The sequence below is a fragment of the Kiritimatiellia bacterium genome (assembly GCA_026417735.1).
Classification (GTDB): domain Bacteria; phylum Verrucomicrobiota; class Kiritimatiellia; order PWTM01; family PWTM01; genus CAACVY01.
The window spans coordinates 156,656-181,639 of sequence record JAOACR010000004.1 but is presented as its reverse complement, the minus strand read 5'-3'; the positions used below and the strand labels follow the sequence as shown (position 1 = coordinate 181,639).

24 protein-coding genes are annotated in these 24,984 nt (G+C 70.1%); 10 read left to right on the top strand and 14 right to left on the bottom strand.

All coding sequences use genetic code 11. The annotated features are described in order from the left end of the window. Positions 1 to 23 precede the first annotated feature (23 nt). Together N2652_02055 and N2652_02050 are read right to left on the bottom strand one after the other, a co-directional pair. On the bottom strand, positions 24 to 950 hold the full coding sequence (locus N2652_02055) for a M48 family metalloprotease (protein MCX7817987.1): 927 nt from the start codon (positions 948 to 950) through the stop codon (positions 24 to 26). Further along, positions 947 to 1,486, bottom strand: coding sequence for an SH3 domain-containing protein (locus tag N2652_02050; protein ID MCX7817986.1), 540 nt, complete (start codon positions 1,484 to 1,486; stop codon positions 947 to 949). Before N2652_02050 ends, N2652_02055 begins: the two co-directional genes overlap by 4 nt. A 27-nt stretch (positions 1,487 to 1,513) precedes the next feature. Between N2652_02050 and N2652_02045 the strand changes: the two genes are divergently transcribed. Then, complete coding sequence (locus N2652_02045) at positions 1,514 to 2,023, top strand: 3D domain-containing protein (protein MCX7817985.1); 510 nt, start codon at positions 1,514 to 1,516, stop codon at positions 2,021 to 2,023. 99 nt (positions 2,024 to 2,122) lie between these two features. Here N2652_02045 and N2652_02040 read toward each other — a convergent pair whose 3' ends face one another. The 7 genes from N2652_02040 to N2652_02010 all read right to left on the bottom strand — a co-directional run bounded on the left by N2652_02040 (position 2,123) and on the right by N2652_02010 (position 9,598). Then, positions 2,123 to 2,641 (bottom strand): hypothetical protein, encoded by a 519-nt coding sequence (locus N2652_02040; GenBank protein MCX7817984.1) that lies wholly within the window; start codon positions 2,639 to 2,641, stop codon positions 2,123 to 2,125. 203 nt (positions 2,642 to 2,844) lie between these two features. Continuing rightward, positions 2,845 to 3,837: an aldo/keto reductase gene (locus N2652_02035; protein MCX7817983.1), complete on the bottom strand. Its 993-nt coding sequence runs from the start codon at positions 3,835 to 3,837 to the stop codon at positions 2,845 to 2,847. Positions 3,838 to 4,291: 454 nt separating this feature from the next. Next, a complete protein-coding gene (gene feoB / locus N2652_02030; GenBank protein MCX7817982.1) occupies positions 4,292 to 6,358 on the bottom strand; it encodes a ferrous iron transport protein B in 2,067 nt (688 codons plus the stop codon). Further along, on the bottom strand, positions 6,355 to 6,606 hold the full coding sequence (locus N2652_02025) for a ferrous iron transport protein A (protein ID MCX7817981.1): 252 nt from the start codon (positions 6,604 to 6,606) through the stop codon (positions 6,355 to 6,357). Before N2652_02025 ends, feoB begins: the two co-directional genes overlap by 4 nt. Next, positions 6,603 to 7,046, bottom strand: coding sequence for a MarR family transcriptional regulator (locus tag N2652_02020; protein ID MCX7817980.1), 444 nt, complete (start codon positions 7,044 to 7,046; stop codon positions 6,603 to 6,605). Before N2652_02020 ends, N2652_02025 begins: the two co-directional genes overlap by 4 nt. 63 nt (positions 7,047 to 7,109) lie before the next feature. Next, positions 7,110 to 8,066, bottom strand: a complete 957-nt coding sequence (locus tag N2652_02015) for an N-acetylmuramoyl-L-alanine amidase (GenBank protein MCX7817979.1) — start codon at positions 8,064 to 8,066, stop codon at positions 7,110 to 7,112. Then, positions 8,063 to 9,598 carry a YifB family Mg chelatase-like AAA ATPase gene (locus tag N2652_02010; protein ID MCX7817978.1) on the bottom strand — a complete coding sequence of 512 codons (1,536 nt, stop codon included), beginning with the start codon at positions 9,596 to 9,598 and terminating at the stop codon, positions 8,063 to 8,065. Before N2652_02010 ends, N2652_02015 begins: the two co-directional genes overlap by 4 nt. Before the next feature lie 129 nt (positions 9,599 to 9,727). Here N2652_02010 and N2652_02005 point away from each other — a divergent pair, with 129 nt between their 5' ends. From N2652_02005 to N2652_01990, 4 genes are all read left to right on the top strand, one after another. Continuing rightward, complete coding sequence (locus tag N2652_02005; GenBank protein ID MCX7817977.1) at positions 9,728 to 10,519, top strand: LysM peptidoglycan-binding domain-containing protein; 792 nt, start codon at positions 9,728 to 9,730, stop codon at positions 10,517 to 10,519. 12 nt (positions 10,520 to 10,531) lie between these two features. Then, on the top strand, positions 10,532 to 11,284 hold the full coding sequence (locus N2652_02000; protein MCX7817976.1) for a hypothetical protein: 753 nt from the start codon (positions 10,532 to 10,534) through the stop codon (positions 11,282 to 11,284). Positions 11,285 to 11,291: 7 nt separating this feature from the next. Then, a complete protein-coding gene (locus N2652_01995) occupies positions 11,292 to 11,720 on the top strand; it encodes a hypothetical protein (protein MCX7817975.1) in 429 nt (142 codons plus the stop codon). A 122-nt stretch (positions 11,721 to 11,842) separates the two neighbouring features. Then, entirely contained in the window at positions 11,843 to 12,529 is a 687-nt protein-coding gene (locus N2652_01990; protein MCX7817974.1) for a type II secretion system GspH family protein, read from the top strand. A 98-nt stretch (positions 12,530 to 12,627) separates the two neighbouring features. Here the strand turns inward: N2652_01990 and N2652_01985 are convergent, their stop codons facing one another. Next, positions 12,628 to 13,728: a glycoside hydrolase family 43 protein gene (locus N2652_01985; protein ID MCX7817973.1), complete on the bottom strand. Its 1,101-nt coding sequence runs from the start codon at positions 13,726 to 13,728 to the stop codon at positions 12,628 to 12,630. After that, a complete protein-coding gene (locus tag N2652_01980; protein ID MCX7817972.1) occupies positions 13,689 to 15,404 on the bottom strand; it encodes an NAD+ synthase in 1,716 nt (571 codons plus the stop codon). Before N2652_01980 ends, N2652_01985 begins: the two co-directional genes overlap by 40 nt. A gap of 246 nt (positions 15,405 to 15,650) precedes the next feature. Here N2652_01980 and N2652_01975 point away from each other — a divergent pair, with 246 nt between their 5' ends. The 4 genes from N2652_01975 (at position 15,651) to N2652_01960 (ending at position 19,632) form a co-directional block, all read left to right on the top strand. Beyond that, complete coding sequence (locus N2652_01975; GenBank protein ID MCX7817971.1) at positions 15,651 to 16,526, top strand: decaprenyl-phosphate phosphoribosyltransferase; 876 nt, start codon at positions 15,651 to 15,653, stop codon at positions 16,524 to 16,526. A 70-nt stretch (positions 16,527 to 16,596) separates the two neighbouring features. Further along, positions 16,597 to 18,000 (top strand): cysteine--tRNA ligase, encoded by a 1,404-nt coding sequence (gene cysS, locus N2652_01970; GenBank protein ID MCX7817970.1) that lies wholly within the window; start codon positions 16,597 to 16,599, stop codon positions 17,998 to 18,000. Further along, positions 17,997 to 18,647, top strand: coding sequence for a dTMP kinase (gene tmk, locus N2652_01965; protein MCX7817969.1), 651 nt, complete (start codon positions 17,997 to 17,999; stop codon positions 18,645 to 18,647). The genes cysS and tmk overlap by 4 nt, the downstream gene beginning before the upstream one ends. Further along, a complete protein-coding gene (locus N2652_01960; GenBank protein ID MCX7817968.1) occupies positions 18,631 to 19,632 on the top strand; it encodes a hypothetical protein in 1,002 nt (333 codons plus the stop codon). Before tmk ends, N2652_01960 begins: the two co-directional genes overlap by 17 nt. Positions 19,633 to 19,724: 92 nt before the next feature. On the opposite strand, the gene N2652_01955 is transcribed toward N2652_01960, so the two are convergent. The 3 genes from N2652_01955 to lysS are packed head-to-tail and all read right to left on the bottom strand — an operon-like array spanning position 19,725 to position 23,111. Then, entirely contained in the window at positions 19,725 to 20,444 is a 720-nt protein-coding gene (locus tag N2652_01955) for an ABC transporter ATP-binding protein (GenBank protein MCX7817967.1), read from the bottom strand. Then, positions 20,437 to 21,669, bottom strand: a complete 1,233-nt coding sequence (locus N2652_01950; protein ID MCX7817966.1) for an ABC transporter permease — start codon at positions 21,667 to 21,669, stop codon at positions 20,437 to 20,439. The genes N2652_01955 and N2652_01950 overlap by 8 nt, the downstream gene beginning before the upstream one ends. Further along, positions 21,666 to 23,111, bottom strand: coding sequence for a lysine--tRNA ligase (gene lysS / locus N2652_01945; protein MCX7817965.1), 1,446 nt, complete (start codon positions 23,109 to 23,111; stop codon positions 21,666 to 21,668). Before lysS ends, N2652_01950 begins: the two co-directional genes overlap by 4 nt. A gap of 146 nt (positions 23,112 to 23,257) precedes the next feature. On the opposite strand from lysS, the gene ilvD reads away from it, so the two are divergent. Beyond that, positions 23,258 to 24,961 carry a dihydroxy-acid dehydratase gene (ilvD, locus tag N2652_01940; GenBank protein ID MCX7817964.1) on the top strand — a complete coding sequence of 568 codons (1,704 nt, stop codon included), beginning with the start codon at positions 23,258 to 23,260 and terminating at the stop codon, positions 24,959 to 24,961. Positions 24,962 to 24,984: the final 23 nt, after the last annotated feature.

The window sequence follows — 24,984 nt, the reverse complement described above, 5'->3', positions numbered from 1 at the left end:
GCGGCTCGTGGTCCGGGGGAGAATTACAGCTCCGCAATTGCGGCGGCGAACCGCCGCTGTCGCTCCGCCGGCGTCGTTGTAGTTCCCCGCGCCTCGCCGATGAGTTTGAGCACGTCCCGGATCCGGTCGGCGGGGTCGGGATGGGTCTTCGCGAAGTCCAGCCCGCCCGGTCTCAACCGGCGTTTCATCTCGTCGAGCATGGTCACCAGCGCGTGCGGGTCGTATCCGGCCGCGCGCAGAATCCGCACTGCGGCGGCGTCGGCTTCCCGCTCCGCGGCGCGGCCATATCCGCTGTTCACGAGCGTCTGCGTCACGTCGCTGATCGAGCCCTCGAACGCGCGCACCGCCTCGGCCAGATCTGCGCCGCCCAACGTCTTGCCGGCCTCGACGACGATCGTCGTGAACGCGCCGGTCCAACGGCTCTTCTTGATCGCCTGCAGGCCGTGTCGGTGCTGCACGTGGCCGATCTCGTGCGCGAGCACCGCGGCGAGCTCGTCCTCGGTGCGGCACAACCGCAGCATGCCGCGCGTGACCGTGATCAGACCGCCCGGACCCGCGAACGCGTTGATCTCCTCGGAATCCAGCACCAGGAAGTGATAGCCACCGAACGTCTCGGGCCGGTCAGAAAACAGCGCCAGCGTCTGACCCACCAGATTCACGTAGCGGTTCAGGTTCGGCCGGTCCAGCGGCGGATAGCGCGAGAGGATCGTCGCGGTCACCGCCCGGCCGATCCAGTACTCGTTTTCCGGCGTCAGCTGCTCCATCGCCGAGCCGAGCGCCTCACCGGTGCGGACGATGGACTGCGCTTGCTCCTCGGTCACCGCGCCGGTCGCGACACCGACGACCGCGACGGTCTCGCTGACGGCCTTCATCGTCTGACAGCCGGCCGTGCCCAACAGTGGGAGCGCGGCGGCCATGCCACGCATGAGAGCGCGCGCCCTTGCGTTCATGGTCGCGAAGCCTCCGCGGCGGGCGTCAGCCGGCCGGTCCGCAGAAACGCTTGCGCCTCGGCCGGCGTGACGCGGTAGCTTTCCATGCGATCCACCCACTCAAAGCTCAGTGTGGGGTTCTGGCGCCGAAACTCTTTTTCCACCTGTTGCGTAAACCCCTTCGCGGCGAGCGCGACCTCGCCGACCGACGCGCCGGCCTGCACGTCGCTGCCGCCCTTCATCTGCAACCGACCGCGCACCAGCGCCGACTCGTGCATCCAGCCGGTGCGGCCATCGGCGAGCCGGACGCGCATCCAGGGTTTGGAGGCAGCATCCACCTGCACCGCGGTGCCGTAGGGCAGCTCCGCAACGACCGCACCAAGGTACGAGGCCGATGCGCGCACCTGCCCGACCCGCACTTGAACGCTCATCGTCTCTGGCCCCGCGCTCACCCCGCACGCGGCCGCGAGTGTGATCACCGCCGTCATCCACCACCGTCGCATCGCGATCAGCTCCCGATGTTCCGTTGCCGTGCTCTGCAGGTATTGACGCGCCATTTGTGAATTGATTCACATGTACCCCGCGTGGCCGCAAAACACAAACCCGCAACCGGCTGGCGCATAGCGGCGGTGGCGGTTCCCTCGCTGCTGGTGGCCGGCTGTGCGACTCCGCTGGTTCGTGGGCCGCCGTTCGAGCCTTCGGTGCCGCCGGAGCACCTCGGCCGGCCCCGTCGGTTGATCGTCGAGGCCACCGCGTACTGTCCCTGCGGACGTTGCTGCAACTGGCGGCGCTCGTGGTTCGGGCTCGGTCCGCCGGTGATCGCGTCGGGTCCCTCAAAGGGCCGGCCGAAGGCGGTCGGCATCACCGCCACCGGCACGCCTGCCCGCCCCGGCACGGTGGCCGCCGATCCCGCGGTTCTGCCGTTCGGCACGATTCTGCGCGTGCCCGGCTACGGCTGGGGACGGGTCGAGGACACCGGCAGCGCGATCCGGGGGTACGCGATTGACCTTTTCCACTACTCCCACGACGACGCGTTGCGCTGGGGACGACGCCGGGTCGTCGTTGACGTCTGGCCGCCATCCGAGCGGCGCTGACCCTGCCACGCGTGCGGAGGCGCACCGGGAACAAAAGACGGGAGAGCGGTCTCCGCCGCCCTCCCGTCAACGGGACGGATCTGAACAGCGGGTTGGGCGCTATTCCGCAGGCGGGCGCGCCGGCCGTGGCTGGTCACCACCTTCGCCATGCGGCCCGCGACGCTCTCGCGGTTCCTCGCGATCTCGGGGTCCCCGCGGGCGGCCTTCGCCTTCGGGCCGCTCACGGTCGCCGCGCGGACCCCGCGGGCCGGCCTCCGGTCCGCCGGGCTGGCGGTCCGGCGCGCCGAAGCACTCGCGAATCGAGACCTTCCCATCGCCGTCACGATCGAGCTTGCGCAGGGAATCGGGCGCCTCCCGAATCTCGTGATCGTCCAGCACACCGTCGTTGTTCAGGTCGAGAATGCCGAACAGCGGCGGCGGGCGCGGCGGCATTGGGCGGCCTTCGGGGCGTTCGCCCGCGACGAACCCGGGCGGTGGACCGAACTGCCCCCGAGGCGGGCCGAACCCCGGTCGGCCGCCGGGTCCGCGTTCCGGACCTCCACCCGGCCCCTGGGCCTGGGCGAGTGCAGCGACCAGCCCCACGGCCGCGGTCGCGATTCCGAACACCTTTGCGCTCATCCTTTGTCTCCTTCTGCTTCGACCGGCTCCGCGCCGTCCGCCCGGCCGTTTCCCACACCAGCTCCGGGGACGCGTCTCCGCCGGCCACGCGCGGGATCATCGCATCTCGAACCTGAAGCGATCATGAAGCGATCGGCCACCGCGGGCACCCGGCGGAGACGCGCAAAAGGCGGCTGAGGGGCGATGCGAGAGCACCAAACGGGTCACTCGACCGGCTCGCCGAGCAGTTCGACATCACGGCGCATGCGGGCCAGTTCCGCGTCCGTCAGTTCGATATCGCCCGCGGCCGCGTTTTCCTCCGCGTGCGCGACTTTGCGGGCGCCCACCAGCGCGGAGGTGATTCCCGGCTGGGCAACCGTGCAGGCCAGCACCAGCTGTCCCATCGTGCACCGGTGCGCCTCGCAGAGGTCGCGCCAGCCCTCCAACAGCTCGAGCACGCGCCGTCGGTTCGCCGGCCGAAACCACGGGATCATGTTGCGGTATTCACCCGGCGCAAACGTCCGATCCATGCCGATGCGGCCGGTCAGCAGCCCCTGTTCGAGCGGGGAATAGACAAGCGTTGCGATGTTGTGCGCGCGGCAGTACGGCAACAGGTCGCGCTCGATGCGGCGGTCAAGCAGACTATAGCGCGGCTGGCAGGCGGCAACCGGCCCGACCGCGAGGTATTCCTCGATTTGGGCGGGCGTGACGTTCGAAACGCCGATCGCACGGATCTTGCCCTGGTCGCGGAGCTCCAGCAAACACGCCATCGTCTCCGCGATGGGGGTGAGGTCCGGCGGCATTGAGGGCCAGTGGGTCTGGTAAAGATCAATGCAGTCCACGCGCAGACGCCGCAGGCTGTCCTCCAGCTCGAGTCGGATCGTGTCCGGCCGCAGCGAGCGGCGGATCGTTCGCCCCTGATGCTCGAACCACGGGCTACCGCGCTCATCGCGCCACCAGAGCCCACACTTTGTGGCCAGTACAACGCGGTCTCGCCGGCCACGGATCGCCCGAGCGATCAGCTCCTCCGCGCGGCCAAAGCCATACATGGGCGCGGTGTCGATCAGGTTCACGCCCGCATCCAGGGAAGCCTGGATCGCCCGTACTGCCTCCTCCGCATCCGTCTCGCCCCACCACGGCCCGCCGCCCGCCGACCAGGTGCCCAGCGCGATTGTGGACACTCGAATCCCGGTGTCGCCCAGCTCTCGATACTTCATCGCTGATTTCCCCCGTCCGCCGACCAAACCACACTGTCCGACCCCCGACGCCGAATGGTGTCACCGGACGGTGCCACCGTCGGCGATGAGCACCCGTCTGCCTGCGTTTCTGTGCCGCGCGGCACTGTCCACGGGACCGGCAACGACGGCGGCACCGGCAAAACCTCGAAGGCGATGCGAGGGTGAATGCTCCGGCCACGCGCACCGCTGCTCGCTCCCATCAGCGGCGCGGAGCCACGGGCGGCCCGCCGAAGGGCTCCCAAACCACCTGCGACGGCCTGTGCGAGTGCTGCTGGGGATGCCGAGATCCGCGCGGCGATACGCACGCAGACTTCGAGTTTCCCTTTTCCGCGTCACGGGCGGCCTTTTGTGCTGATGCTTCTACACTACGCGCGAAGCCTCACGGCGGCAACGCTAGTGGAATGCGCTCGGGCGGGCAACGTCGGCGGCAAATTCAACCGCCCAGCAGCCGGAGAATCTGGTTGACGGCGGTAGTGACGAGCCAGGCCAGCGCGGTGAGGCCGCCGAACTGCAGCATCGCCCATCGCCAAGAACCGCTCTCGCGGCGGGTCACCGCGACGGTGGCCATGCAGGGGGTGCCGATCAGCATGAACAGCATCATGCACAAGCCGGTGCGGGGCGGATATGCGGCCTGCAGCCGTTCCCGCAGCGGAGCAGGGTCGTCCTCGCCGACCGCGAACACGATGCCCAGCTGCGCGACGAACACTTCCTTTGCCGCAAACGCGCCGATCATCGCGGTGCCGATGCGCCAGTCGAACCCCATCGGGCGCAGCAGCGGTTCGATCGCTCGCCCGACGCGGCCAGCGGCGGAGTGGGCGAGCGCGGCCGCGCGAGCTTCCGCGCTGGAACGACCTTCGAGCGCTCCGGCGGGCGGGCGGGGGAAACGGGTGAGCGCCCAAAGGACCATCGAGATGGCGAGAATCAGCGTGCCGGCCTTGCGCACGTACATCCAGCCGCGGTCCAGCATGTGCGCGAGCACTGCGCGCGCCGAGGGGCGCCGGTACGGCGGCAGCTCCAGCAGCAGCGGCTCCGGATCTCCACGGAAGACGGTGCGCCGCAGCACCATCGCAGCCAACACCGCCAGCGCAATACCAGTGAGGTAGAGTCCAAACAGCATGGGGGCGCGTGCGCGCGGGGGGAAAAAGGCGGGAATCAGCAGCGAGTAGATCGGCAGCCGGGCGCCACAGGAGATCAGCGGCAGGATCAGCATCGTCGTCAGCCGGTCGCGGCGCGTCTCGAGCGTGCGGGTGGCCAGGATCGCGGGCACGGTGCAGCCGAAGCCGATCAGCAGCGGAATGAAGCTGCGCCCATGCAGCCCGATCCGGCGCATCAGCCGGTCGCTCAGCAGCGCGGCGCGCGCGAGGTAGCCACTGTCCTCCAGGAGCGCGATCGCACCGAACAGCAGCAGGATGTTCGGCACGAAGGCGAGCACGCCGCCGACGCCCGCGAGCACACCATCCACCAGCAGCGACTCCACCCAGAGCGCACGCCCGTCGGGCCAGAGGGCGCGGATCGCGGCACCGGCCTGCTCAAACCGCGCTTCGAGCCACCGCATCGGTGGATCGCCGAGCCGGAACACCAGCGTGAACATCGCGTACATCACCGCGAGGAACACCGGTGCGCCCCAGACCGGATGCGCCAATACCCGATCGAGTCGGTCCGAACGCGTGACGTTCGGCTCCTGCTGGCGACGCACCGCGAGCGCACAAACCTGCGCGATGTTCGCGTAGCGGGCCGCCGCCAACCGTTCCGCGACGGTGGCACCGCTGGCCGCGGTGACCTGCCGGCGGGCCCGCTCCACCGCCGCCGCCACCTCGGGATCATGCAGGGCCGGCTCCCCCGTCGTCCCCTCGTGTTCCAGCAGTAGCAGCGCACGCCACCGGACCACCTGGGGTGGTTCTGCGGGCCGTCGGGGACGGACCACTGTGGCGGCCAGGTTTTCCACTGCGCGTTCGATCGCCTCGTCGTATACGGGAGAACGGCCGCGGGGGGGAGACGGCTGGCGGAGCACTCGGCAGATCGTCGCGGCCAGCTCCGGGACCCCCCGCCCCTCGTGCGCCACCGTCGGCACCACAGGGATGCCGAGTGCCGCTTCGAGCGCGGCGCGGTCTACCTCGATCCCCTGCGCGGCGGCCGCGTCGCTCATGTTCAGCGCCAGCACCACCGGCAGGCCCGCCTCGAACAGTTGCATCGTCAGATAGAGATTGCGTTCGAGGTTGGACGCGTCGACGACCTGCACCACCAGGTCCGGCGGCGGTTCCGTCAGTGCGGCGCGCGCCACCCGCTCCTCGTCTGTGTAGCCGCCCAGCGCGTAGGTGCCCGGCAGATCCACCACCACCACGTCCGCGGGAGCGGCGCGGAGGCGTCCCTCTCGGGTTTCCACGGTGGTGCCGGGATAGTTTGCGACGCGGTGGCGCGAGCCGGTCAGCCGGTTGAAGAGCGTGGTCTTGCCGACGTTCGGGTTGCCGGCCAGCGCGATTCGAACGACGCGCCCGTTCATCGGCCGCATGGCCGCACGTGAATGCGCTCCGCAACGCTTCGACCGACAGCCAGCCGTGTACCGTGCACCGCGACGACGACGGGTCCGGCACGGTCCTTTCGGAGCACGTGCAGCCGCACGCCTGGCACCAGCCCCATCGCGGCGAGGCGGCCGCGCACTGGGGGGGACGTGTCGGCGGCGACCATCACCGCGTCGGTGCCCGTGGCGCAGCTGGCCAGCGCGATCGCGGTGGCGCGGGGAGTGTTCATGGGCGGCGGGCTCCGCTGCCGGTCGGGGCGGTCCAGCGCCAGCGGTCCGGCAGGCCGCGCAGCCACCGCGTCAGCGCGCGCAGCCGGGGGGCCAGTGCGCGCGGGGCCGCGTGCTCCATCGCGCAGGCGGCCGCGTCGGCGTGGGCCAGCGGCAGGCCGAGCACCTCGGCGAAGAACTCGCGCAACGATCGGTGCCGTCGGCGCACCGCGACCGCGCGCGCGCGGCCGCGCGCCGTCAGCCAGGTGCGCCCGTAGGCGCGGTGCTCTACCAGCCCGCGCGCGGCCAGCAGCCGGAGCGTCGCCGAAACGGTCGCGCGCCGCACACCGAGACGCTCCGCGATCTGGCCGGTGCGCACCGGCGCCGACGCGCCGCCGAGCTCGAGGATCGCCTCCAGATAGTCCTCCTGGCTCGCGGTGATGTCGTGCAGGTCCGGGCACATGGAAAAGTTAGACGACTCTAACTTTAGCGCCCGCGCTCCGATCGCGTCAAGCGGGGGGGCGCCTCAGCGCGCCGGCGCGGCCGCGCGCACGAGCCGCACGTAGTCCTGGACGCCGAGCGCGACGCGTTGCGCGAGCGCATCCAGATATTCCGCCGAGCGCAGCCGCCGGGCGGTCGCGGGGTGGCTGAGGAAGCCGCACTCGACCAGCACCGCGGGGCAGGTCGCCTCGCGCAGCACCTGAAAACGTGCGCGCCGGAGTCCGCGGTCGTGCGCGGGCCCCAGCCACTGCCGCAGCGAGCGTTGAATCTGATAGGCGAGCACCACGTTCGCGCTGTCGTGACGGTTCCCCGGAAATGCGCTCTGCCGCCAGGCCGCGCTCTCACCGCCGGCGGTGGACTGGTAGCCGCGCGGCGTCAGCACAAAGGTCTCGACGCCGCAGATCTCGCGCGACGCGGCGGTGTTGAAGTGGAGGCTCACGAACACCTGCGCGCGGTGCCGCCGGATCAGTGCGGCGCGCTCGTCGAGCCCGAGCGTGCGGTCCGCGTCGCGCGTGAGCATCGAGCGAATGCCCGCGTTTGCGAGGTGCACCCGTACACGACGCGCGAGGTCGAGCGTGAGAAACTTTTCCAGCAGGCCGTCCGGACCGGACGCGCCCGGGTCGTCGCCCCCGTGGCCCGGATCCAGCAGCACGAGTGTGGCGGAGCGGCCCGCCAGATGGCGGCTCGGCCACAGGATCGGCTCAACCGTGCCGACGCGGTCGGCGATGTTGAGCGCCCAGCGGCCGCGGTCCTCGCGGACGGTATCGTTCAACCACACGAGCGTGCCGTTCACGCGGAGCTGGCGGGTGAGCGGCTGGAACTGAAGGGTGGTCCGCTCGCCGCGCAGCTCGACGAGCGTCTTCGACGAGCGCGTGACCGTCATGCTCCAGCTGCGCGCGAGCGCCTCGAGCGGCACGTACGACTCGCCCGCCGCGGCGACGCCAGCGACGGCCAGCAGCGCGGCGGCGGCCGGTCGGTTCACGCCCACACCTGCCGGTCCAGCGTCCGGTACTGAATCGCCTCGGACACGTGCGCCGCGCGCACCTCGTCGGAGCCGTCGAGATCCGCGATCGTTCGCGCGACTTTCAGGATGCGGTCGTAGGCGCGCGCGCTCAGGTGCAGGTCCGTCACCGCCGCGCGCAGCAGCTCGCCGCCGGCCGCGTCCGGCCGCGCGTACCGCTGCACTTCCGCGGCTCGCATCGCGGCGTTGCAGTGGACGCCGGGGATATCGCGGAACCGTTCCTGCTGGCGCCGGCGCGCGGCGACCACGCGCTCGCGGATCGCGGCGGAGGGTTCGCCGCGGTCGAGGCTGGCGAGCTCCGCGTAGCGCACCGACGGCACCTCGATGTGCAGGTCAATGCGGTCCAGCAGCGGGCCGGAGATCCGGTTGCGGTAGCGCTGGATCTGCAGCGGGGTGCAGCGACATTCGCGCTGCACGTCGCCGAAGTATCCGCACGGGCAGGGGTTCATCGCGGCGACGAGCATGAACCGGCAGGGGAACGTCACCGCGGCGGCGGCGCGCGAAATCGTCACGAACCCGTCCTCGAGTGGTTGGCGCAGCACCTCGAGCACGTTGCGGTGAAACTCCGGAAGTTCGTCGAGGAATAGCACGCCGTGATGCGCGAGGCTCACCTCGCCGGGCATCGGATGGGTGCCGCCGCCGAGCAGGCCCGCGTCGGAGATGGTGTGGTGCGGGGCGCGGAACGGCCGGGTTGTCACCAGCGGCTGGTGCGAGGCCAGCGTACCGGCGATGCTGTGGATCTTCGTCACCTCGAGCGCTTCTTCGAGCGTCATTGGCGGCAGGATCGAGGGTACCCGCCGCGCGAGCATCGTCTTGCCGGTTCCCGGTGGCCCGATCGCCAGCAGGTTGTGACCGCCGGCGACCGCGACCTCGATCGCGCGCTTGGCGAACTCCTGGCCCTTCACGTCGGCGAAGTCCTCCGCGGCCTGCCAGCTCTCGGCGAACCGTTGGGCCGCATCGAGTCGGAGCGGCGGGATCTGCAAAGCGCCCGCCAGAAAGTCCGCCGCATCCCGCAGCGTGTCCACCGGATAGACCTCTAGCCCCTCCACCACCGCGGCCTCCTCGCCGTTCTCCGGCGGTACAAGGATGCCCCGCAGCCCCGCGCGGCGGGCGCCGACCGCGATCGGCAGCACGCCGCGCACGCGCCGCACTTCGCCGCTGAGCGCCAGCTCGCCGACGGCGGCCAGCCCCTCCAGCCGGCTGCCATCCAGCGCGCCGGTGGCCACCAGCGTGCCCAGCGCGATCGGCAGATCGTAGATCGGTCCTTCCTTGCGCAGGTCCGCGGGCGCCAGGTTGATCGTGGTGCGACCACGGGGAGGCGGAAACCCCGAGTTGGCCAGCGCCGTCCACACGCGGTCGATGCTCTCTCGCACCGCGGTGTCTGGCAGGCCGACGAGGATCGTCTTCGGATCCCCGCCCCCCGCGTTCACCTCGATTTCCACGGGTACCGCGTCCACCCCCACCACGGCCCCGGACCGTATGGTTGCCAGCATCGCCGCACACTCCGCGCCGACCGGCGCCGCACTACACAATCGGAATCACCTCGCCGCTGTCAAACCGCGGCGCTGCCGGTGAGCCGGCCGCCTTGACGGTGCGCAGCACCGGGTGTTAGGAAGGGCACCATGCGGTGGAGCGGCTGCGGACTCCTCGGCGGTGCGGGCGCGGCGCTGGGCGCGGCGCTCGGCGCGCTGCTGCTGGCGGGCTGCGGCGCCGGCTATGAGGGCGCCGCGGAGAGCCGGGAGGAACAGCACCCGCTGATGCGCCGCGCACAGGCGCTCGAGCGTGCGGGCGATCTCGACGGCGCAATCGCCGCCTACGAGAGGGTGCTCGATCGGTATCCCCGCATGGCCCGCCCCCACCTGCACCTCGGGCGGCTCTTCGACAGCGACGCCAAGGAGAACTACGCTCGGGCGATCTACCACTACGAGCGGTACGTACAGTTGTCGCGTGACGAAAAGACCCGCCGCACCGTCGGTGAGTTGCTGATGCGGGCGCGCTGGTCGCTGGCCGCCTCGCTCGCGGACCGCCCCGCCGAAGCGGCGAAGATCATCGCCGAGCTGAAACGGGAAAACGCGGTGCTGAAGGAGGAGATCGTCGCGCTGCAGCGCCGGCTGGCGACCTCCGCCGCGCCCACGGTCGCCGCCGCTCCGCTCGCGCCAGCGCGCGCGACCAACGCGCCGGCCGCCCCCACCGCCCCCCGCCCGGGTGCAGCCGGCCTGCCGCCGCCGGCTCCCGCTCCGGCGGTCCCCGAGGTCCGCACCTACACCGTGCAGAGTGGCGACACGCTGGCGGCGATTGCGGCGAAAGTCTACGGCGATGCGAACCAGTGGCGCCGCATCTACGATGCGAACAAGTCACAGCTCTCCGGGCCGGGCAGCGTCCGGCCCGGCCAGGTGCTCGTCATTCCGCGCTGAAGGAGACCTCCCATGCCCGGCCGTGATTTCTTCGATGGCGATCTGTACGCCCGTCGCGAGGAGCTGCCCCGCGTGAAGGTGGGTCCGGCCGATGAGCCGCCGCCGCCGGAAGGGGTGGCCGGCCCGGACGCCGGCCGGAGCGTTTCGGACCTCAACTTGCCGTTGATGGTCCGTCACAAGCAGGCGCTGGATGAGCAGGACGCGCAGCGCACGCAGGAGCTGGAGCGGCTGCGCCGCATCGCCGCGGACCTCGAGCGGGAGAAGCGGGAAATTGAAGAGGCCCGGGCCACCCAGGAGTCGTTTCTGCGCGGCCGCCAGGAACTGCTGGACCGTCTCACGCAAAGCGTCGTGACGATTGAGCGCCGCGAGCTGCAGGCGGTGCAGACCGCGGAGCTGTTGCAGGCGGCGCGGCAGCGCTTTCGCGCGATGCTTGACGAGATCCAAGCGATCCGCGAGGAGGAGTGGACCGAAGAGACGATCCGGGAGAAGTTGAAAGAGGCGCTCGCCCGCGTGGACGATCTCCGGATGGAGTACAACAAGACAATGGCGAAGATCGAAGCGGCGCTCGGGTCGGTGTCGGCGGAGGGGGGCGCCGGCGGTTCGGCGCCGCTGTTACGGGCGGAACCCATCGTGACGGCTCCCGCGGCGCGTCCCGACCGTACGCTGCGCGAATGGTTTGTGATCGGGCTGATGGTGAGCTTGCCGGCGATCATTACCGCGGTGATTCTCGTCGCGGTGTTGATCGCGCGCGGGCTGATGTTCTGAGCGGCCGATGTCGCCGCCGGACTTCCAGCAGCGCCGAGATCTCGAGGAGCGGGCCGCCGAGCTGGAGCGGCGGCTGCGTGAAGTGCGGCGCGCGATCGCGGCGGCGGAACGTGGCCGGCCGGTCACTCTGCCGCCCGACCTGCAGACCGTTCGGCCGCGGAGCGCGCCGCGCGCCTCCGACCCACCGCCCCCCTCCCCATCACCGCAGCACAGCACTGTGACGGAGGCCGCTCCGCCGCCGGGCGCGTCCGTCGGCCGCCCTGGCCGCGCCATCGCGCCGCCTCCCGACCGCGAACGCTTTGCGCACTACTTCGGCAGCAGTTTCCTGCGCGGGCCGCCGCCCAGCGTCGAACGTCGCCTGCAGCGGAACCGCGCGATTGTGATGCTGATCGTCGTCGCGATCCTCGCCTACATCGTGTACTCGCTGGCGCGATGACGGCGAGCCGTTCGGCTCTTGACCCGGCCACATACCGATGGCATCGTATCTGGTGCGGAGCCCCCCGGGTTCGCGGCGGGGTGGTCGTGCGCGGGTCGAACGAGATGGAAAGGATGGACACCATGAAGAGGCTGCGGAGCTGGATTCGCCGGGGCTTCACCCTCGTCGAAATGCTGGTTGTGATCACGATCATCGGCATTCTGATGGGACTGCTGGTGCCGCAGATCAGCAACGCGATCCTGCAGGCGAGGCTGACCGGGCTGATGAACAACGGCAAGCGTATCATTGAGTCGGTGGTGCAAGTGGGCGGTGAATCGGTGTACACCGCGCGCATCGTTGGCTTCCCGAAGTACAGTCCGACGACCGTCGTCACCAACAACGCCTTCAAAAACGTCGCGGACTTCTTCCGCTATCTGGTGACGGGCGAGGTGATGGCGGTGAACTGGGCGTTCTTCACCGGTCCGGGCGTGCCGCCCGCAACCGGCGCGGACACGTTCACCGGCACCAATCACGCCTGGCGCATGGTCGCGGATGTCACCGAAAGCTATCCGGAAACCGCACCCGTGCTGTGGACGAAGAACCTCAGCCTGACGACGATCGGCGAGAACATCACCCCGCGGCCGAATGGGCTGCCACAGAAGCTGGAAGACATTCAACCGTTCGCGACGAAGGGACTCGTGATCGTCGCGAAGGGCGCCAGCGCGCAGAAATTGATCAAGGACGACCTCAAGCTCGTTGCCTTCACGAATATCTTCACGCGCGCGACGCTGGATGGCACCGCGCTGACCAACCGAGTGCTGGAGCCGTAATCAATCGGGAGCGGTGAGGCACGACACCCCGGCCCGCGGTCGGGGTGTCGTGGTTTTTGAACCGAACAGCCGGCGCTTCGCCCACTCAACGCCGTGGCTCAGTGCTGACCCGATGGCGCGGGGGAGGGGGCCGCTTTCGCATCCGGCCGAGAAGGTGCGGCCGGCGGGTGGCCGGCGGTGACGGAGGAGGGGCGACCCTTGGACGTCGGCGCGGGCCGGTCGCGGTTGCGGCTGACTTCTACGCGCAGCGCGCCGTCCGCCTCGAAGACCAGGGGGTCCAGCGCAAGGAAGCGACGGAAGTTGATGCCGTCGTCGAACTTCTGGTGATAGAACATCCACCAACCCTCGTCGGGCCCCCGGACCACGCAGTGATGGCCGGGGCCCAGCACACCGTTCCCCGACCGCGCAATCGGGTTGCGGGGATGTTTCCGAAATGGCCCCAACGGTGAGTCCGCCGTGGCGTAGCCGATCGCGTAGTGGGGGCTGTCGGCGCCGCTGCCGGAGTACATGAGATAATAGGTCGGGCCGCGTCGGATCACGAACGGACCTTCCGTGACGCGGCCGTAGGCGGTTTCCCACGGTTCGGTCGGGCGCAGCAGTTCCACCGCCTCTCCCGCAGGACGGCGCGGGTCGGCCATCGGTCGGACCATGATCCGAAAGCCCTGCGCGAGGTCGGCGTAGTACAGGTACAGCCGGCCGTCCTGATCGAGAAAGGGGTGAGCATCGATCGCGCGCGCGACGAGGTCCATGGGCTCGCGGAACGGGCCTTCCGGACGGTCGGCGGTTGCGACCCCGATCGTCTTGCGCAGCCCAGTCGCGCCACTATGCGCGTTCACGGTGTAGTAGAGGTAAAAGCGGCCGTCTGGCGCCGCGAGCACCTCTGGCGCCCACAGTCCTCCGCGCGGGTCGCTCCAGCAGTCGCCGAGGCGCCGCCAGCGCACCAGGTCCGTCGACTCGAACACTGGATACGAGCGGGCGTCGCCGGTCGCATACAGCAGATAGCGGTCGTGATGACGCAGCACAAACGGATCCGCCAGCCCCTCGAGGCCGGGCAGCGGGTTGCGATAGGTGGCCGGCGGCGGCTCCGCGCCGGCGAGCGCGTGCGTCAGAAGGGCCGCGACCGCAACGCGGAGTCGGCGGACACCTCTGGACGGGTGCGCTAGGTGCGTTCGCGATAGAGATTGGTGATGGGCATGCATCGGTCCCGACCGAACGCCTTGGGCGTGATCTTCACACCGGGGGCACCCTGACGCCGCTTGTACTCGGCGGCGTCCACCATCCGGATCACACGCCGGACGGTCTCAGGTGGAAATCCGCGGGCAACGATACGGTCGAACGACAGGTCCTGCTCGACATAGAGCTCGAGAATGGGGTCCAGTATCGAGTAGGGAGGCAGTGTGTCCTCGTCCCGCTGGCCCGGCCGCAGCTCGGCGGTGGGCGGGCGCGTCAGCACCGTATCCGGAATCGGCGGTGGGCCGCCCCGACCGTTGCGCCAACGCGCCAGCTCGTACACGAGGGTCTTCGTCACATCCTTCAGCAACGTGTAGCCCCCGGACATATCGCCGTACAAGGTACAGTAGCCGGTCGCCAGCTCGCTCTTGTTGCCGCACGAAAGTGCGAGCCAGCCGAACTTGTTCGACAGCGCCATCAGCACCACTGCGCGAATTCGCGCTTGCAGGTTCTCCTCCGTGACGTCGGGCCGGCGACCGCTCCACTGCGCCGATAGCTGCTCCAGAAAGGCGCCGAAAAGTCCGTCGATGTCCACCTCGCGGAACTCGATGCCAAGGTTGCGCGCGACGCGCTCGGCATCCGTGCGTGTCTCGGCCGAGGTATGGCGGGAGGGCATCGTCACACCGACGACCCGCTCCGGCCCGAGCGCATCGGCCGCGATCGTCGCGACCAGCGCCGAGTCAATGCCGCCACTCAGCGCGACGACACAGCGCTGAAACCCGTTCTTGTCCATGTAGTCGCGCAGGCCCAGCGACAGCGCGCGGTACACCTCCTCCGGTCCCTCCGGCCACCGTTCGAGCCGGGGTGGCGGCCGTTGACTCACCTCGCCCGTCGGCGCCGCGGCGATGTCGACGAGATCGCACTCCGCAAACACCACGTCTTCGGCGCGGTAGCGGGCGGGGACTTCGAGCAGCAGCAGGTCCTCCGCGAATGGCCGGGCCTGCGCGAGCACGCGACCGGTCGGCTCCACCGCGAAGCTCGCACCGTCGAAGACCAGCTCGTCCTGTCCGCCGACCAGATTGGCCATCATTACCGGCGCATCCACCGCCGATGCGGCGGCCCGTAGGATCGCGACACGTTGGCGGCTGCGCCCGCGGTGGAAGGGAGAGGCCGAGAGATTCACGAGCAGGTCGAGCCGGCCGCCGCGCATCGTCTGGCAGGGCGGCGCGGCGGTGTTCCAGGAGTCCTGGCAGATGTGAATGCCGATGGCCGAGCGGCCGATCCGCAGCACCGTGGGACGACGGCCAGCGGAAAACAGGCGCCGTTCGTCATAGACGCCGTAGGCGGCCAGTGCGGACTTGCGCGCGATGCCCCGGACGAATCCGCCGTGAAACACGAACGCGGCGTTGTAGGGGCGGCCTTCGGCAGGATCGTCGCCCCGCTGCGGCGCACCAACGATCACGACGATCTCCCGCGGCAGCCGGGCCGCGAGGCGTGCGATCTCCACGCCGCAGTCTTCGATGAAGTGTGGTTTCTGCACAAGGTCTTCGGGCGGATATCCGGCGATGCACATTTCCGGAAACACCGCGAGCACCGCGCCCTGCCGGGCAGCCTCCTCCGCGAAGCGCACGACCTTGTCCGCGTTCGGAATCAACGCGCCGACGGTGGGGTTGATCTGCGCCAGCGCCACCACGATCCGGTTCATGTCCTGCAAGCTTGACCCGCGGCCGGCGCGGCGACAAGCCGTTCACAGCCAGAACGGCCGCCTGTGCGGCGGGTCCGCTGCCGACGGTGGAACAGCGCTCTCGGTTTGCGTTGTCATGAGCGGGCGCCTCGCCGGCGCGATGCCTTTCGAGGGGACGCTTCCACCCGGCCGGGGCTCCTCGTTCGCCGACTGCCGCGCGGATCCCGCTTGACCTGGCCAACCCTGACGCGGATAAGCTGGCGCGCGATGAACCGGCTGCGGAGCACAATCCGACTTCTTCGGCCGGAACAATGGACCAAAAATGCCGCGGTGTTTGCGGGAGCGATCTTCGCGCAGCGGCTGAAAGACCCCTCATCCGTTCTGATCAGCCTGGCGGCGTTTGCGGCGTTTTGCCTGGCCTCCAGCGCCGCCTACGTCGTCAATGACCTGCTGGACCGGGAGGCGGACCGGCGCCATCCGGTGAAGTCGCGCCGGCCGCTGGCGGCGGGGGAGATCACGGTGGGCGAGGCGGTGGTCGCGGGGCTGATGACCGCTTCGGGCGCGCTCGGGATCGCGGCGGGCGTGGGGGCGCGGCTGCTGATCAGCGTTCTGGGATATTGGGCGCTGCAGGCGGGGTACAACGCGCTCTTTCGCCGTTGGCCGGTGCTGGATGTGCTCTCGCTCTCGGCGGGCTTTGTGCTGCGTGCATTTGCGGGCGCCTGGGTGCTGGCGGTGGAGGTATCGCCGTGGATGCTAGTGTGTGCGTTTCATCTGGCGCTGTTTCTGGCGCTGGCCAAGCGGCGGCACGAGGCTGCGAGTTTGGAGGAGGGCGCGCGCGAGCATCGGGCCTCGCTGGCGGGCTGCCCGCTGCCGGTGCTGGATCAGTGGGTCGGAGTCGCGGCCGCGACGACGATCGTCAGCTACTCGCTGTACACGCTCTCGGAGCAGACCGTGCGCAAGTTTGGCGACCACCGGCTGATTTGGACGCTGCCGTTCGTCGTTGCCGGAGTGTTCCGGTATCTGTGGCTGATGCAGCGGGGCGACGCGACCGGCCGACCGGAGCGGGCGCTGTGGGCGGACCGCCCGCTGCTGGCCACCGTGGCGGCGTGGACGGCGGTGGCCGCCTGGCTCGTGCACCGCTGAACGGCCGCTGATTGCGCCGGCGCACACCGGCGCGGTACGATGAGGCGGGCGCGACAACGCGCACAGGCACATGCAACCCCGTTTCTTCAACACGCTGACGCGCACGATCGAGCCGTTCGAACCCCTCGAGGGCACGACGGTGCGCATGTACACCTGCGGCCCGACCGTCCACGACTACGCGCACATCGGCAACTTCCGTGCGTATGTGTTCGAGGACCTGCTGCGCCGCGTCCTGAAGTTCCACGGCTGGGGCGTCCGGCAGGTGATGAACCTGACCGACGTGGACGACAAGACGATCCGCAAGTCTCGCGCGGCGGGTCTGCCGCTGCGCGAGTATACCGCCCGGTACATCGCGGCGTTTTTTGAAGACCTCGACGCGCTGCGCATTGAGCGGGCGGAACACTATCCGGCGGCGACCGACCATGTTCCGGACATGATCCGGCTGATCGAACGGCTCATCGCCGGCGGCTTTGCGTACAGGTCCGAGGACGGGTCGGTGTACTTCCGCATCGAGCGCTTCCCCGCCTATGGGCGGCTGGCGCGGCTAGACCTGTCGGGGCTGAAACCGGGCGCGCGGGTCGCGCAGGACGAATACGAGAAAGAGCACGTCGGTGATTTCGCGCTGTGGAAGGCGTGGGACGAGTCAGACGGCGATGTCGCCTGGGACTCTCCGTGGGGTCGGGGACGGCCGGGCTGGCACATCGAGTGCTCCGCGATGAGCATGCGCTATTTGGGAGAGAGCTTCGACATTCACACCGGCGGGCAGGACAACATTTTTCCGCACCACGAGGACGAGATCGCGCAGAGCGAGGCGGCGACCGGTCGGCCGTTGGCGCGGTTCTGGCTGCACTGCGCGCATCTGATCGTGGAGGGGCGGAAAATGTCGAAGTCGCTGAACAATTTTTTCACGCTGCGAGATCTGCTCGAGCGCGGCTGGACCGGGCGGGAGGTGCGGTATGTGCTGCTGGGCACGCAGTACCGGCAGAGCTTGAACTTCACGTTTGACTCGCTCGGCGCGGCACGCGCGGCGCTGCGGCGGCTCGACGAGTTCCGTGAGCGGCTGCAGGAGTGCGCCGGAGGGGCGGTGGCGGGGGCATTGCCAGCGTGGGCGGCCGGCGCGCCCGATGCCTTTCGGGCGGCGCTGGCCGACGACCTCAACATTTCCGGTGCGCTGGGCGTGCTGTTTGACCTAGTGAGGGACGGGCATCGCGCGATGGACGCGGGAGCGCTTGAGCCTGCGGGCGCCGCGGCGCTGCTGGCCCTGCTGGCGGACTGGGATCGGGTGCTGGCGGTTTTGCGGCCGGAGGGAGAGAGCGCGGCCGACGACGCGGTGGTGCAGGAGCTCCTCTGCCGGCGGGAGGCGGCGCGGAAGGCGCGCAACTGGGCGGAGGCGGACCGCTTGCGGGCGGAGCTGGCCGCGCGGGGCTGGCTGGTGCAGGACACGCCGCAGGGACCGAAACTGCGGCGCCGATGATGATGTCACGGGGCCGTTTCATCTCGATTGAAGGGCCGGACGGCGCCGGCAAAACCACGCAGGCGCGGCGGCTGGTTGCGCACCTGGAGCGCCGGGGGGTATCGGTGGTGGCAGTGCGCGAACCGGGGGGCACAGAGGCGGGTGAGGCGATCCGTCGCATCCTGCAGCACGAGGAGTTCCGGGAGCCCATCTGTGCGGAGGCCGAGCTGCTGTTGTTTTCCGCGAGCCGTGCGCAGCTGGTCCGCCGGGTGATTTCGCCGGCGCTGGAGGCGGGGTTGTGGGTGGTTGCGGACCGATTCGCGGATTCGACGACCGTCTATCAGGGACTGGCGCGGGGCCTGGATCTGGAGGCGGTGGCTGCGGTGCACCGCTTCGCAGTGGGCCGGGTTTGGCCGGACCTGACGTTGATTTTGGATTTGGAGCCGGAGGAGGGACGGCGCCGGCGCGCGGAGCGGGACCGTGAGACGGGCGGGGCGCCGGACCGTATGGAGCGGGAGGGCGCGAAGTTTCAGGAGAAGGTGCGGGCCGGCTATCTCGAGCTGGCGCGCCGGGAGCCCGAGCGCTGCCGGTTGATCCCCGCCGCAGGTTCCACCGAACAGGTCGAGATGGCGGTCTGGCGCGAGGTCGAGCGTGCCCTTTTCGGCTGATGAGGCGATTCCGGGGTGGACGGCGCTGTGCGCGGCGGCGCGGGCCGGCAAGCTGGCCCATGCGTATCTGATCGTCGGGGCGCCCCGTCGCGAGGGCCTGCGGGCGGCGGTGCGGATGCTGCAGCTGGTGTTCTGCGGCGAGGCGGGTGCCGCCTGCGGCCAGTGTCGGGGCTGTCGTCGGGTGGAGCGCCGGATGCATCCCGACGTGCACTGGCTGGAACCGGAAAGCCGCAGCCGGCGGATCACCATTGGCGATCCAATGAGCCGTGAGAGCGATCCCGGCGTGCGCTACGGCCTGATCGAACCGCTGTGGAGGTCGCCGGTGGAGGGGGGATGGAAGGCGGGCGTTGTGCTGGCCGCGGACCGGCTAACGCTCCCCGCGGCGAACGCGCTGCTGAAGACGCTCGAAGAGCCTCCGCCCGAGACCCTGCTGCTGTTGGTCTCCGAGGCACCGCACCAGATTCCGGCAACCGTGCTTTCGCGCTGCCAGCGCATTGCGCTCGCGGTTGAGGCCGCCCCGCCGGAGCCGTGGCGGACCCGTTTTCTCGACTTGCTGGCGGCGACCGCCGCGGACGACTCGCTTGCGCGCCGCCTCGCAACGGCGGCGGCGATGGTAGCGCTCTGGGCAGAGGCCGGTGCGCAGGCCGAGGCCGACGCCCGGGAGGAAAAAGAAGGAGAAACACCGGAGGCGGCGGTCGCGGAGGCGCGAGGGCGGGCCGCCTGGATCGAGCTGCGCGCGTTGTTCCTGGCCGAGTGGCAACGGTGGGAGCGAGACGCACTGGCGCTCGCGATGGGAGCGGCCGCCGGAAGCGGGCGCCCGGCCGCACATGCGGCCGCGCTCGCGGAGGAGGCGCGCCGTGCCGGCGTGCAAGGCATCCGGGAGCGGTTGCGGCAACTGGACACGCTCGAACGCCGTTTGAATCTGAACCTGAGCGAACCTGCTGCGCTGTGCGCGTTCTTCCGGGACGCCTGGCCCGCGCATTGAGCGCGGTCGGCGCGCCTGATGCGCCGCGGCGGAAGCGCGAGGCGAGCGAACAGCCGGCGAGGTCGGCGGCGGCGCGCGGGCGAGTTGGCCATTCAGCCGTCGGTGCTGCCCTCGATGCGGCCGTCCCGCAGCAGTACTGCTCGGTCGCAGCGCGCGGCGATGTCGGGGTTGTGCGTGACCAGCACGACGGTGCGCCGCGGCCCCGCGGACAGCTCGAACAGACACCGGAGCACCGCGTCGCCGGTGTGTGAGTCGAGGTTGCCGGTGGGCTCATCCGCGAACACGACGTCCGGATCGTTCATCAACGCGCGGGCGAGTGCGACGCGCTGCTGCTCCCCGCCGGAGAGCTCGTTGGGGCGATGCTCGGCGCGGTCACCCAGCCCGACTTTGTCCAGCAGCTCTCGCGCCCGCTGCCGCGCGGCGGCAAAGCGCGACGGCGAGGGCCGGCCGATGCGCGCCGGCAGCAGCACGTTGTCGAACACGCTGAGCTCCGGCAGCAGGTGGTAGGCCTGGAACACCAGGCCGATCCGTCGGTGCCGCAGTGCGGCGCGCGCGCGCTCCGGCAACGCATAGAGGTCGAGACCGTCCAGGTGCGCGCTGCCCGCGCTCGGGCGGTCGAGCCCGGCCAAGATGTGCAGTAGCGTAGTCTTACCCGATCCGCTCGCACCGACGATCGCCAGCCGCTCGCCTGGGCGCACCGCCAGGTCCACCCCGCGCAGCACCTCGATTGTGCACGGCCCGATCGCAAATCGTCGATGGATACCGCGCGCCTCGATCCGGGGCGCGTCGGTGCGGGCGGCGGGCTCACTCATAGCGCAGCGCGCGCGCGGGATCGAGTTGCGCGGCGCGCCAGGCGGGGAGCAGTCCGGCCAGCAGGCAGATTCCAAGCACCGAGAGTGCGATCAGCGCGACGTCGGACGGCAGCGTTCGCGAGGGGATTTCGGCCAGCTGGTAGAACTCCGGCGGCAGCAGCGACACGCCGAGCCGGCGGTTCAGAAAGCGCAGCAAGTCGTTGCGCCAGTGCAGCGCCGTGAGGCCCGCGGCGATGCCGGCGACCGTCCCCACCGCTCCCGCCAGCGCACCCTGCCACAGAAAGATGCCCATGATGCCCGCACGGGGCATGCCCAGTGCCTTCAGCAGCCCGATCTCGCGGGTCTTCTGCACCGTCACCGTGATCAGCGTGTTCATGATGCCGAACGCCGCGACGATGGTGATGAAGATCAGCAGGAAAAACATCATGTTCTTCTCTGTCTGCAGCACCGCGAAAAGCTGTCGGTTGATCTCCATCCAGGAGCGCGCCTCGACGCCGGGCGGCAGCCTCGGCGCGAGCGCGGCGACGACCTCGGGCGCGCGGTCGGGATTCGCGGTGCGGATCTGGATCGCGTGCACGCCGCGGTCCAGTCCGAACAGATCCCGTGCGACCGGCAGCGCGACGAACGCGTAGCCGAGATCCAGATCGTACATGCCGACGTCGAAGATCCCGGCCACCACCAGGTCGTCCGGCAGCCGCAGCGACCCCGACCGCGCGAGGCTGGCGGGGGAGAGAACGGTCACGGTGTCGCCGGCGCGCACGCCGAGCTGACGCGCAAGCGCGCGCCCGAGCACGATGCCGCCGCCGTCGAGTTCGAAGCGACCTTCGACGACCGATTCCGGTACCCGGCTTGCGCGCGCTTCCAACCGCGGGTCCACGCCCCGCAGCAGCGCTTCTTTCACCAGCCCGCGATGCGACAGAAACACCAGCCCCTGCACGTACGGTGCTGCGCCGAGCACGCCGGGCACCGATTCGATCGTACGCAGCAGCGACTCGTCGGCTTCGATCGGGCCGCTGCCGCTGACGGTCACGTGCGCCTGGAAGCCGAGGATCCGGTCGCGCCAGACCAGGTCGAAGCCGGTCATCACCGAGATCACGATCAGCAGCACCGCGACGCCGATCAGCACACCCAGCACGGAGATCACGGTGATCACCGAAAAGAGCGTGCGGCGGGGCCGAAGGTAGCGGAGCGCCAGATACAGCGACACCGGCGGAGGCGGGCTCATCCGTGCGGCTTCAGATGGGGGAACAGCAGCACGTCGCGGATGGACTCCTGACCAGTCAGCAGCATCACGAGCCGGTCCATCCCCACGCCCATCCCACCCGCGGGCGGCATGCCGTATTCGAGCGCCTCGAGGAAGTCCTCGTCCACTCGCGAAGGGTCGCCGCCGGCCTGCGCCTCGAGGCGACGCCGCTGCTCAATCGGATCGTTCAGCTCGTTGTAGGCGGGCGCGATCTCCCGGCCACCAATCACCAGCTCGAACACGTCCGCGCAGCTGGGATCGTCTTCGCAGGGCCGGGCCAACGGGATCAGCTCCGCGGGCAGCCGGGTGACGAACGTCGGGTTTACCAGCGAGCGTTCGACGATCTTTTGGTAGATTTCGTGCGCGATCGCGGCGCGGTCCCAGTCCGGCGCGATCGTCAGGCCGAGCGCGCGCGCCCGCTCGCGCGCGCCATCGAGATCGAGCTGGTCCCAGTCCTCGCCGGCGGCCTCGCGGATCAGCTCCGCGTAGGTCGCCTCGCGCCAGGGAGGGGTGAGGTCCACCGGCTGCTCCGGCGGGCCGACGCGCAGCGAGCCGACCACCTCCCGCGCGAGCGTGAGGATCAGCTCCTCGACCAGCGTGCGCATCGAGCGGAGGTCGCCATAGGCCTCGTAGAGTTCGAGCATGGTGAACTCAGGGTTGTGCGAGCGGTCGAGCCCCTCGTTGCGGAAGTTGCGGTTCAGCTCGAAGACCTTGTCGAACCCGCCGACGAGCAGCCGTTTCAGGTACAGTTCCGGCGCGATGCGCAGGTACATTTTCACGCCGAGCGCTTGGAAATAGGTCTCGAAGGGGCGCGCCGCCGCGCCGCCGGCCAGCGGCTGCAGCATCGGAGTTTCGACCTCTTCGAAGCCGCGATCGGCGAGGAACTGGCGGGTGCGGCGCAAGATTTCCGCACGGCGGCGAAAGAGCTGGGCGGCCTCGGGCCGCGCGATCAGGTCGAGGTACCGCTTGCGGTAGCGCAGTTCGATGTCCTGCAGCCCGTGCCACTTTTCGGGCGGCACCTGCAGCGCCTTCGCGAGCAGCGTCCAGGTGCGCGCGCGGACGGTGGGCTCGCCGGTGCGGGTGGTGAAGCATTCGCCCTCGATGCCGAGGTGGTCGCCGAGGTCCACCAGCGAGAAGGTGTCGAAGGCCTCGTCGCCGAGGTCGTCGCGGCGCAGATAGATCTGCAGGCGGCCGGTGGAGTCCTGCAGGTGGCCGAAGACGGTTTTGCCCATGTCGCGGCGTGCGATCAGCCGCCCCGCGATGCGGACCGTGCGGCCCTCCGCGAACGCCGCGCGGATTTCCGCAATGCGGCCGTCGCGCGGGAACGCGCGGCCGAACGGCGCGCGGCCGCGCGCGGCCAGCTCGCGCAGATGCGCCAGCCGCACCGCGCGGTACTCGTGGTCGAGATGCCGGGGCAGATTCATCGGGTGACCCCTGCGGACAACCGCCGCAGAGTAGGGCGCGCCGGCGCTCCGCGTCAAACCTCGAAGCGATGGCGTACGCAGTTGCGGACGTGGGCAGACCGGATAAATTGAGCGAGGCCCGCGATGTGCGAGCAGGGTACCCGACCATGAGCCAGCAACGGACCACCCGTCGTATTGACCCCCGCGCCTGGTCGCGCGTGATCACCGAACCGATGGAGCGCGCGCCGAGCCGCGCGATGCTGCGCGCCGTGGGCTTTTCCCGGGCGGACTTTCGCAAGCCGCTGATCGGCGTGGTGTCGTCGTGGAGCGAGGTGACGCCCTGCAACGTGCACCTCGACCGTCTCTCGCGCGCGGCCGCGCGCGGCGCGGAGGCGGCCGGCGGCAAGGCGCAGCAGTTTGCGACGATCACCGTTTCGGATGGCATCTCGATGGGTACCGAGGGGATGAAGTACTCGTTGGTGTCGCGCGAGGTGATCGCGGACTCGATCGAGACGGTCGCGGGCGCCGCCCATTTCGACGGGCTGGTGGCGATCGGCGGATGTGACAAGAACATGCCCGGCGCGATGATCGCGATCGCTCGGCTGAACCGGCCCGCGGTGTTTGTGTATGGCGGCACGATCCTGCCCGGCCGCTGTGGTGGGCAGGCGGTGGACATCGTCACCGTGTTCGAGGCGGTCGGCCGGCGCGCGCGGGGTGAGATCAGCGCGCGCCAGCTGCGTGCGATCGAGGACAGCGCCATTCCCGGCCCTGGCGCCTGTGGCGGCATGTACACCGCGAACACGATGGCCTGCGCGATCGAGGTGCTCGGTCTAAGCTTGCCCGGCAGCAGTGCGCAGACCGCGGTGTCGGTCGCGAAACGGCGCGACGCGGAGGCCGCCGGCCGCGCGGTGGTGCAGCTGGCCCGGCGCGGGATCCGCCCCTCCGACATCCTCACCCGCGAGGCGTTTCTGAACGCGGTGACGATCGTGATGGCGCTGGGGGGCTCCACGAACGCAGTGCTGCATCTGCTGGCGATCGCGGACGCCGCCGGGGTGGAGCTCACGCTGGAGGACTTCCGTACCGTCGGCCGGCGCACGCCGGTGCTGGCGGACCTGAAACCGAGCGGGCGCCACCACATGGCCGACCTGGTGCGCATCGGTGGTGTGCTGCCGCTGATGAAAATGCTGCTCGAGGCGGGTCTGCTGAACGGCGGAAGCCTGACGGTGACAGGGCGCACCCTCGCGGAGAACCTGCGGAGCGTTCGTCCCTATCCGAAAGGGCAGACGATCATCCGGCCGCTCGACCATCCAGTTCGGCCGACCGGCCACATCGTGATTCTGCGCGGCAACCTGGCGCCAGAGGGCGCGGTGGCGAAGATCAGCGGTCAGGAGGGAGAACGCTTCTCGGGGACCGCGATCGTGTTCGAGTCGGAGGAGGAGGCGCTCGCCGCGATACTGGCAGGCCGGGTGCGGGCCGGTCACGTGGTGGTGATCCGCTACGAGGGACCGCGCGGCGGCCCCGGCATGCGGGAGATGCTGGCGCCGACCTCGGCGATCATGGGGCGTGGGCTGGGTCGCGACGTTGCGCTGATCACGGACGGACGCTTCTCGGGCGGCAGCCACGGGTTCGTGGTCGGCCACGTCTCGCCGGAGGCGGCCTGCGGGGGTCCGATTGCGCTGGTGCGCGACGGGGATCGCATTACGGTGGACGCGGTCGCCGAGACGATCACGCTGGAGGTGCCGGACGCGGAGCTCGCGGCGCGGCGCGCCGGCTGGACCCCGCCGCCGCCCCGCTATCGGCGCGGCGTACTGGCGAAGTACGCGCAGACCGTCCGCTCCGCCTCCGAGGGCGCGGTGACGGACCGGTTTTGAGCCGCCCGTCCGGCCGCCCCGAA

Coding starts and splice junctions, on each gene's coding strand:
- N2652_01985 (MCX7817973.1), bottom strand. CDS start 13,728: ATGCATGCCCATCACCAATCTCTATCGCGAACGCACCTAGCGCACCCG.
- feoB (MCX7817982.1), bottom strand. CDS start 6,358: ATGAACGGGCGCGTCGTTCGAATCGCGCTGGCCGGCAACCCGAACGTC.
- N2652_02010 (MCX7817978.1), bottom strand. CDS start 9,598: ATGCTGGCAACCATACGGTCCGGGGCCGTGGTGGGGGTGGACGCGGTA.
- tmk (MCX7817969.1), top strand. CDS start 17,997: ATGATGATGTCACGGGGCCGTTTCATCTCGATTGAAGGGCCGGACGGC.
- N2652_02025 (MCX7817981.1), bottom strand. CDS start 6,606: ATGAACACTCCCCGCGCCACCGCGATCGCGCTGGCCAGCTGCGCCACG.
- N2652_01950 (MCX7817966.1), bottom strand. CDS start 21,669: ATGAGCCCGCCTCCGCCGGTGTCGCTGTATCTGGCGCTCCGCTACCTT.
- N2652_01975 (MCX7817971.1), top strand. CDS start 15,651: ATGAACCGGCTGCGGAGCACAATCCGACTTCTTCGGCCGGAACAATGG.
- N2652_02050 (MCX7817986.1), bottom strand. CDS start 1,486: ATGGCGCGTCAATACCTGCAGAGCACGGCAACGGAACATCGGGAGCTG.
- N2652_02035 (MCX7817983.1), bottom strand. CDS start 3,837: ATGAAGTATCGAGAGCTGGGCGACACCGGGATTCGAGTGTCCACAATC.
- N2652_02005 (MCX7817977.1), top strand. CDS start 9,728: ATGCGGTGGAGCGGCTGCGGACTCCTCGGCGGTGCGGGCGCGGCGCTG.
- N2652_02040 (MCX7817984.1), bottom strand. CDS start 2,641: ATGAGCGCAAAGGTGTTCGGAATCGCGACCGCGGCCGTGGGGCTGGTC.
- lysS (MCX7817965.1), bottom strand. CDS start 23,111: ATGAATCTGCCCCGGCATCTCGACCACGAGTACCGCGCGGTGCGGCTG.
- N2652_01980 (MCX7817972.1), bottom strand. CDS start 15,404: ATGAACCGGATCGTGGTGGCGCTGGCGCAGATCAACCCCACCGTCGGC.
- N2652_02020 (MCX7817980.1), bottom strand. CDS start 7,046: ATGTGCCCGGACCTGCACGACATCACCGCGAGCCAGGAGGACTATCTG.
- N2652_01955 (MCX7817967.1), bottom strand. CDS start 20,444: ATGAGTGAGCCCGCCGCCCGCACCGACGCGCCCCGGATCGAGGCGCGC.
- N2652_01995 (MCX7817975.1), top strand. CDS start 11,292: ATGTCGCCGCCGGACTTCCAGCAGCGCCGAGATCTCGAGGAGCGGGCC.
- N2652_02000 (MCX7817976.1), top strand. CDS start 10,532: ATGCCCGGCCGTGATTTCTTCGATGGCGATCTGTACGCCCGTCGCGAG.
- cysS (MCX7817970.1), top strand. CDS start 16,597: ATGCAACCCCGTTTCTTCAACACGCTGACGCGCACGATCGAGCCGTTC.
- N2652_02055 (MCX7817987.1), bottom strand. CDS start 950: ATGAACGCAAGGGCGCGCGCTCTCATGCGTGGCATGGCCGCCGCGCTC.
- N2652_01990 (MCX7817974.1), top strand. CDS start 11,843: ATGAAGAGGCTGCGGAGCTGGATTCGCCGGGGCTTCACCCTCGTCGAA.
- ilvD (MCX7817964.1), top strand. CDS start 23,258: ATGAGCCAGCAACGGACCACCCGTCGTATTGACCCCCGCGCCTGGTCG.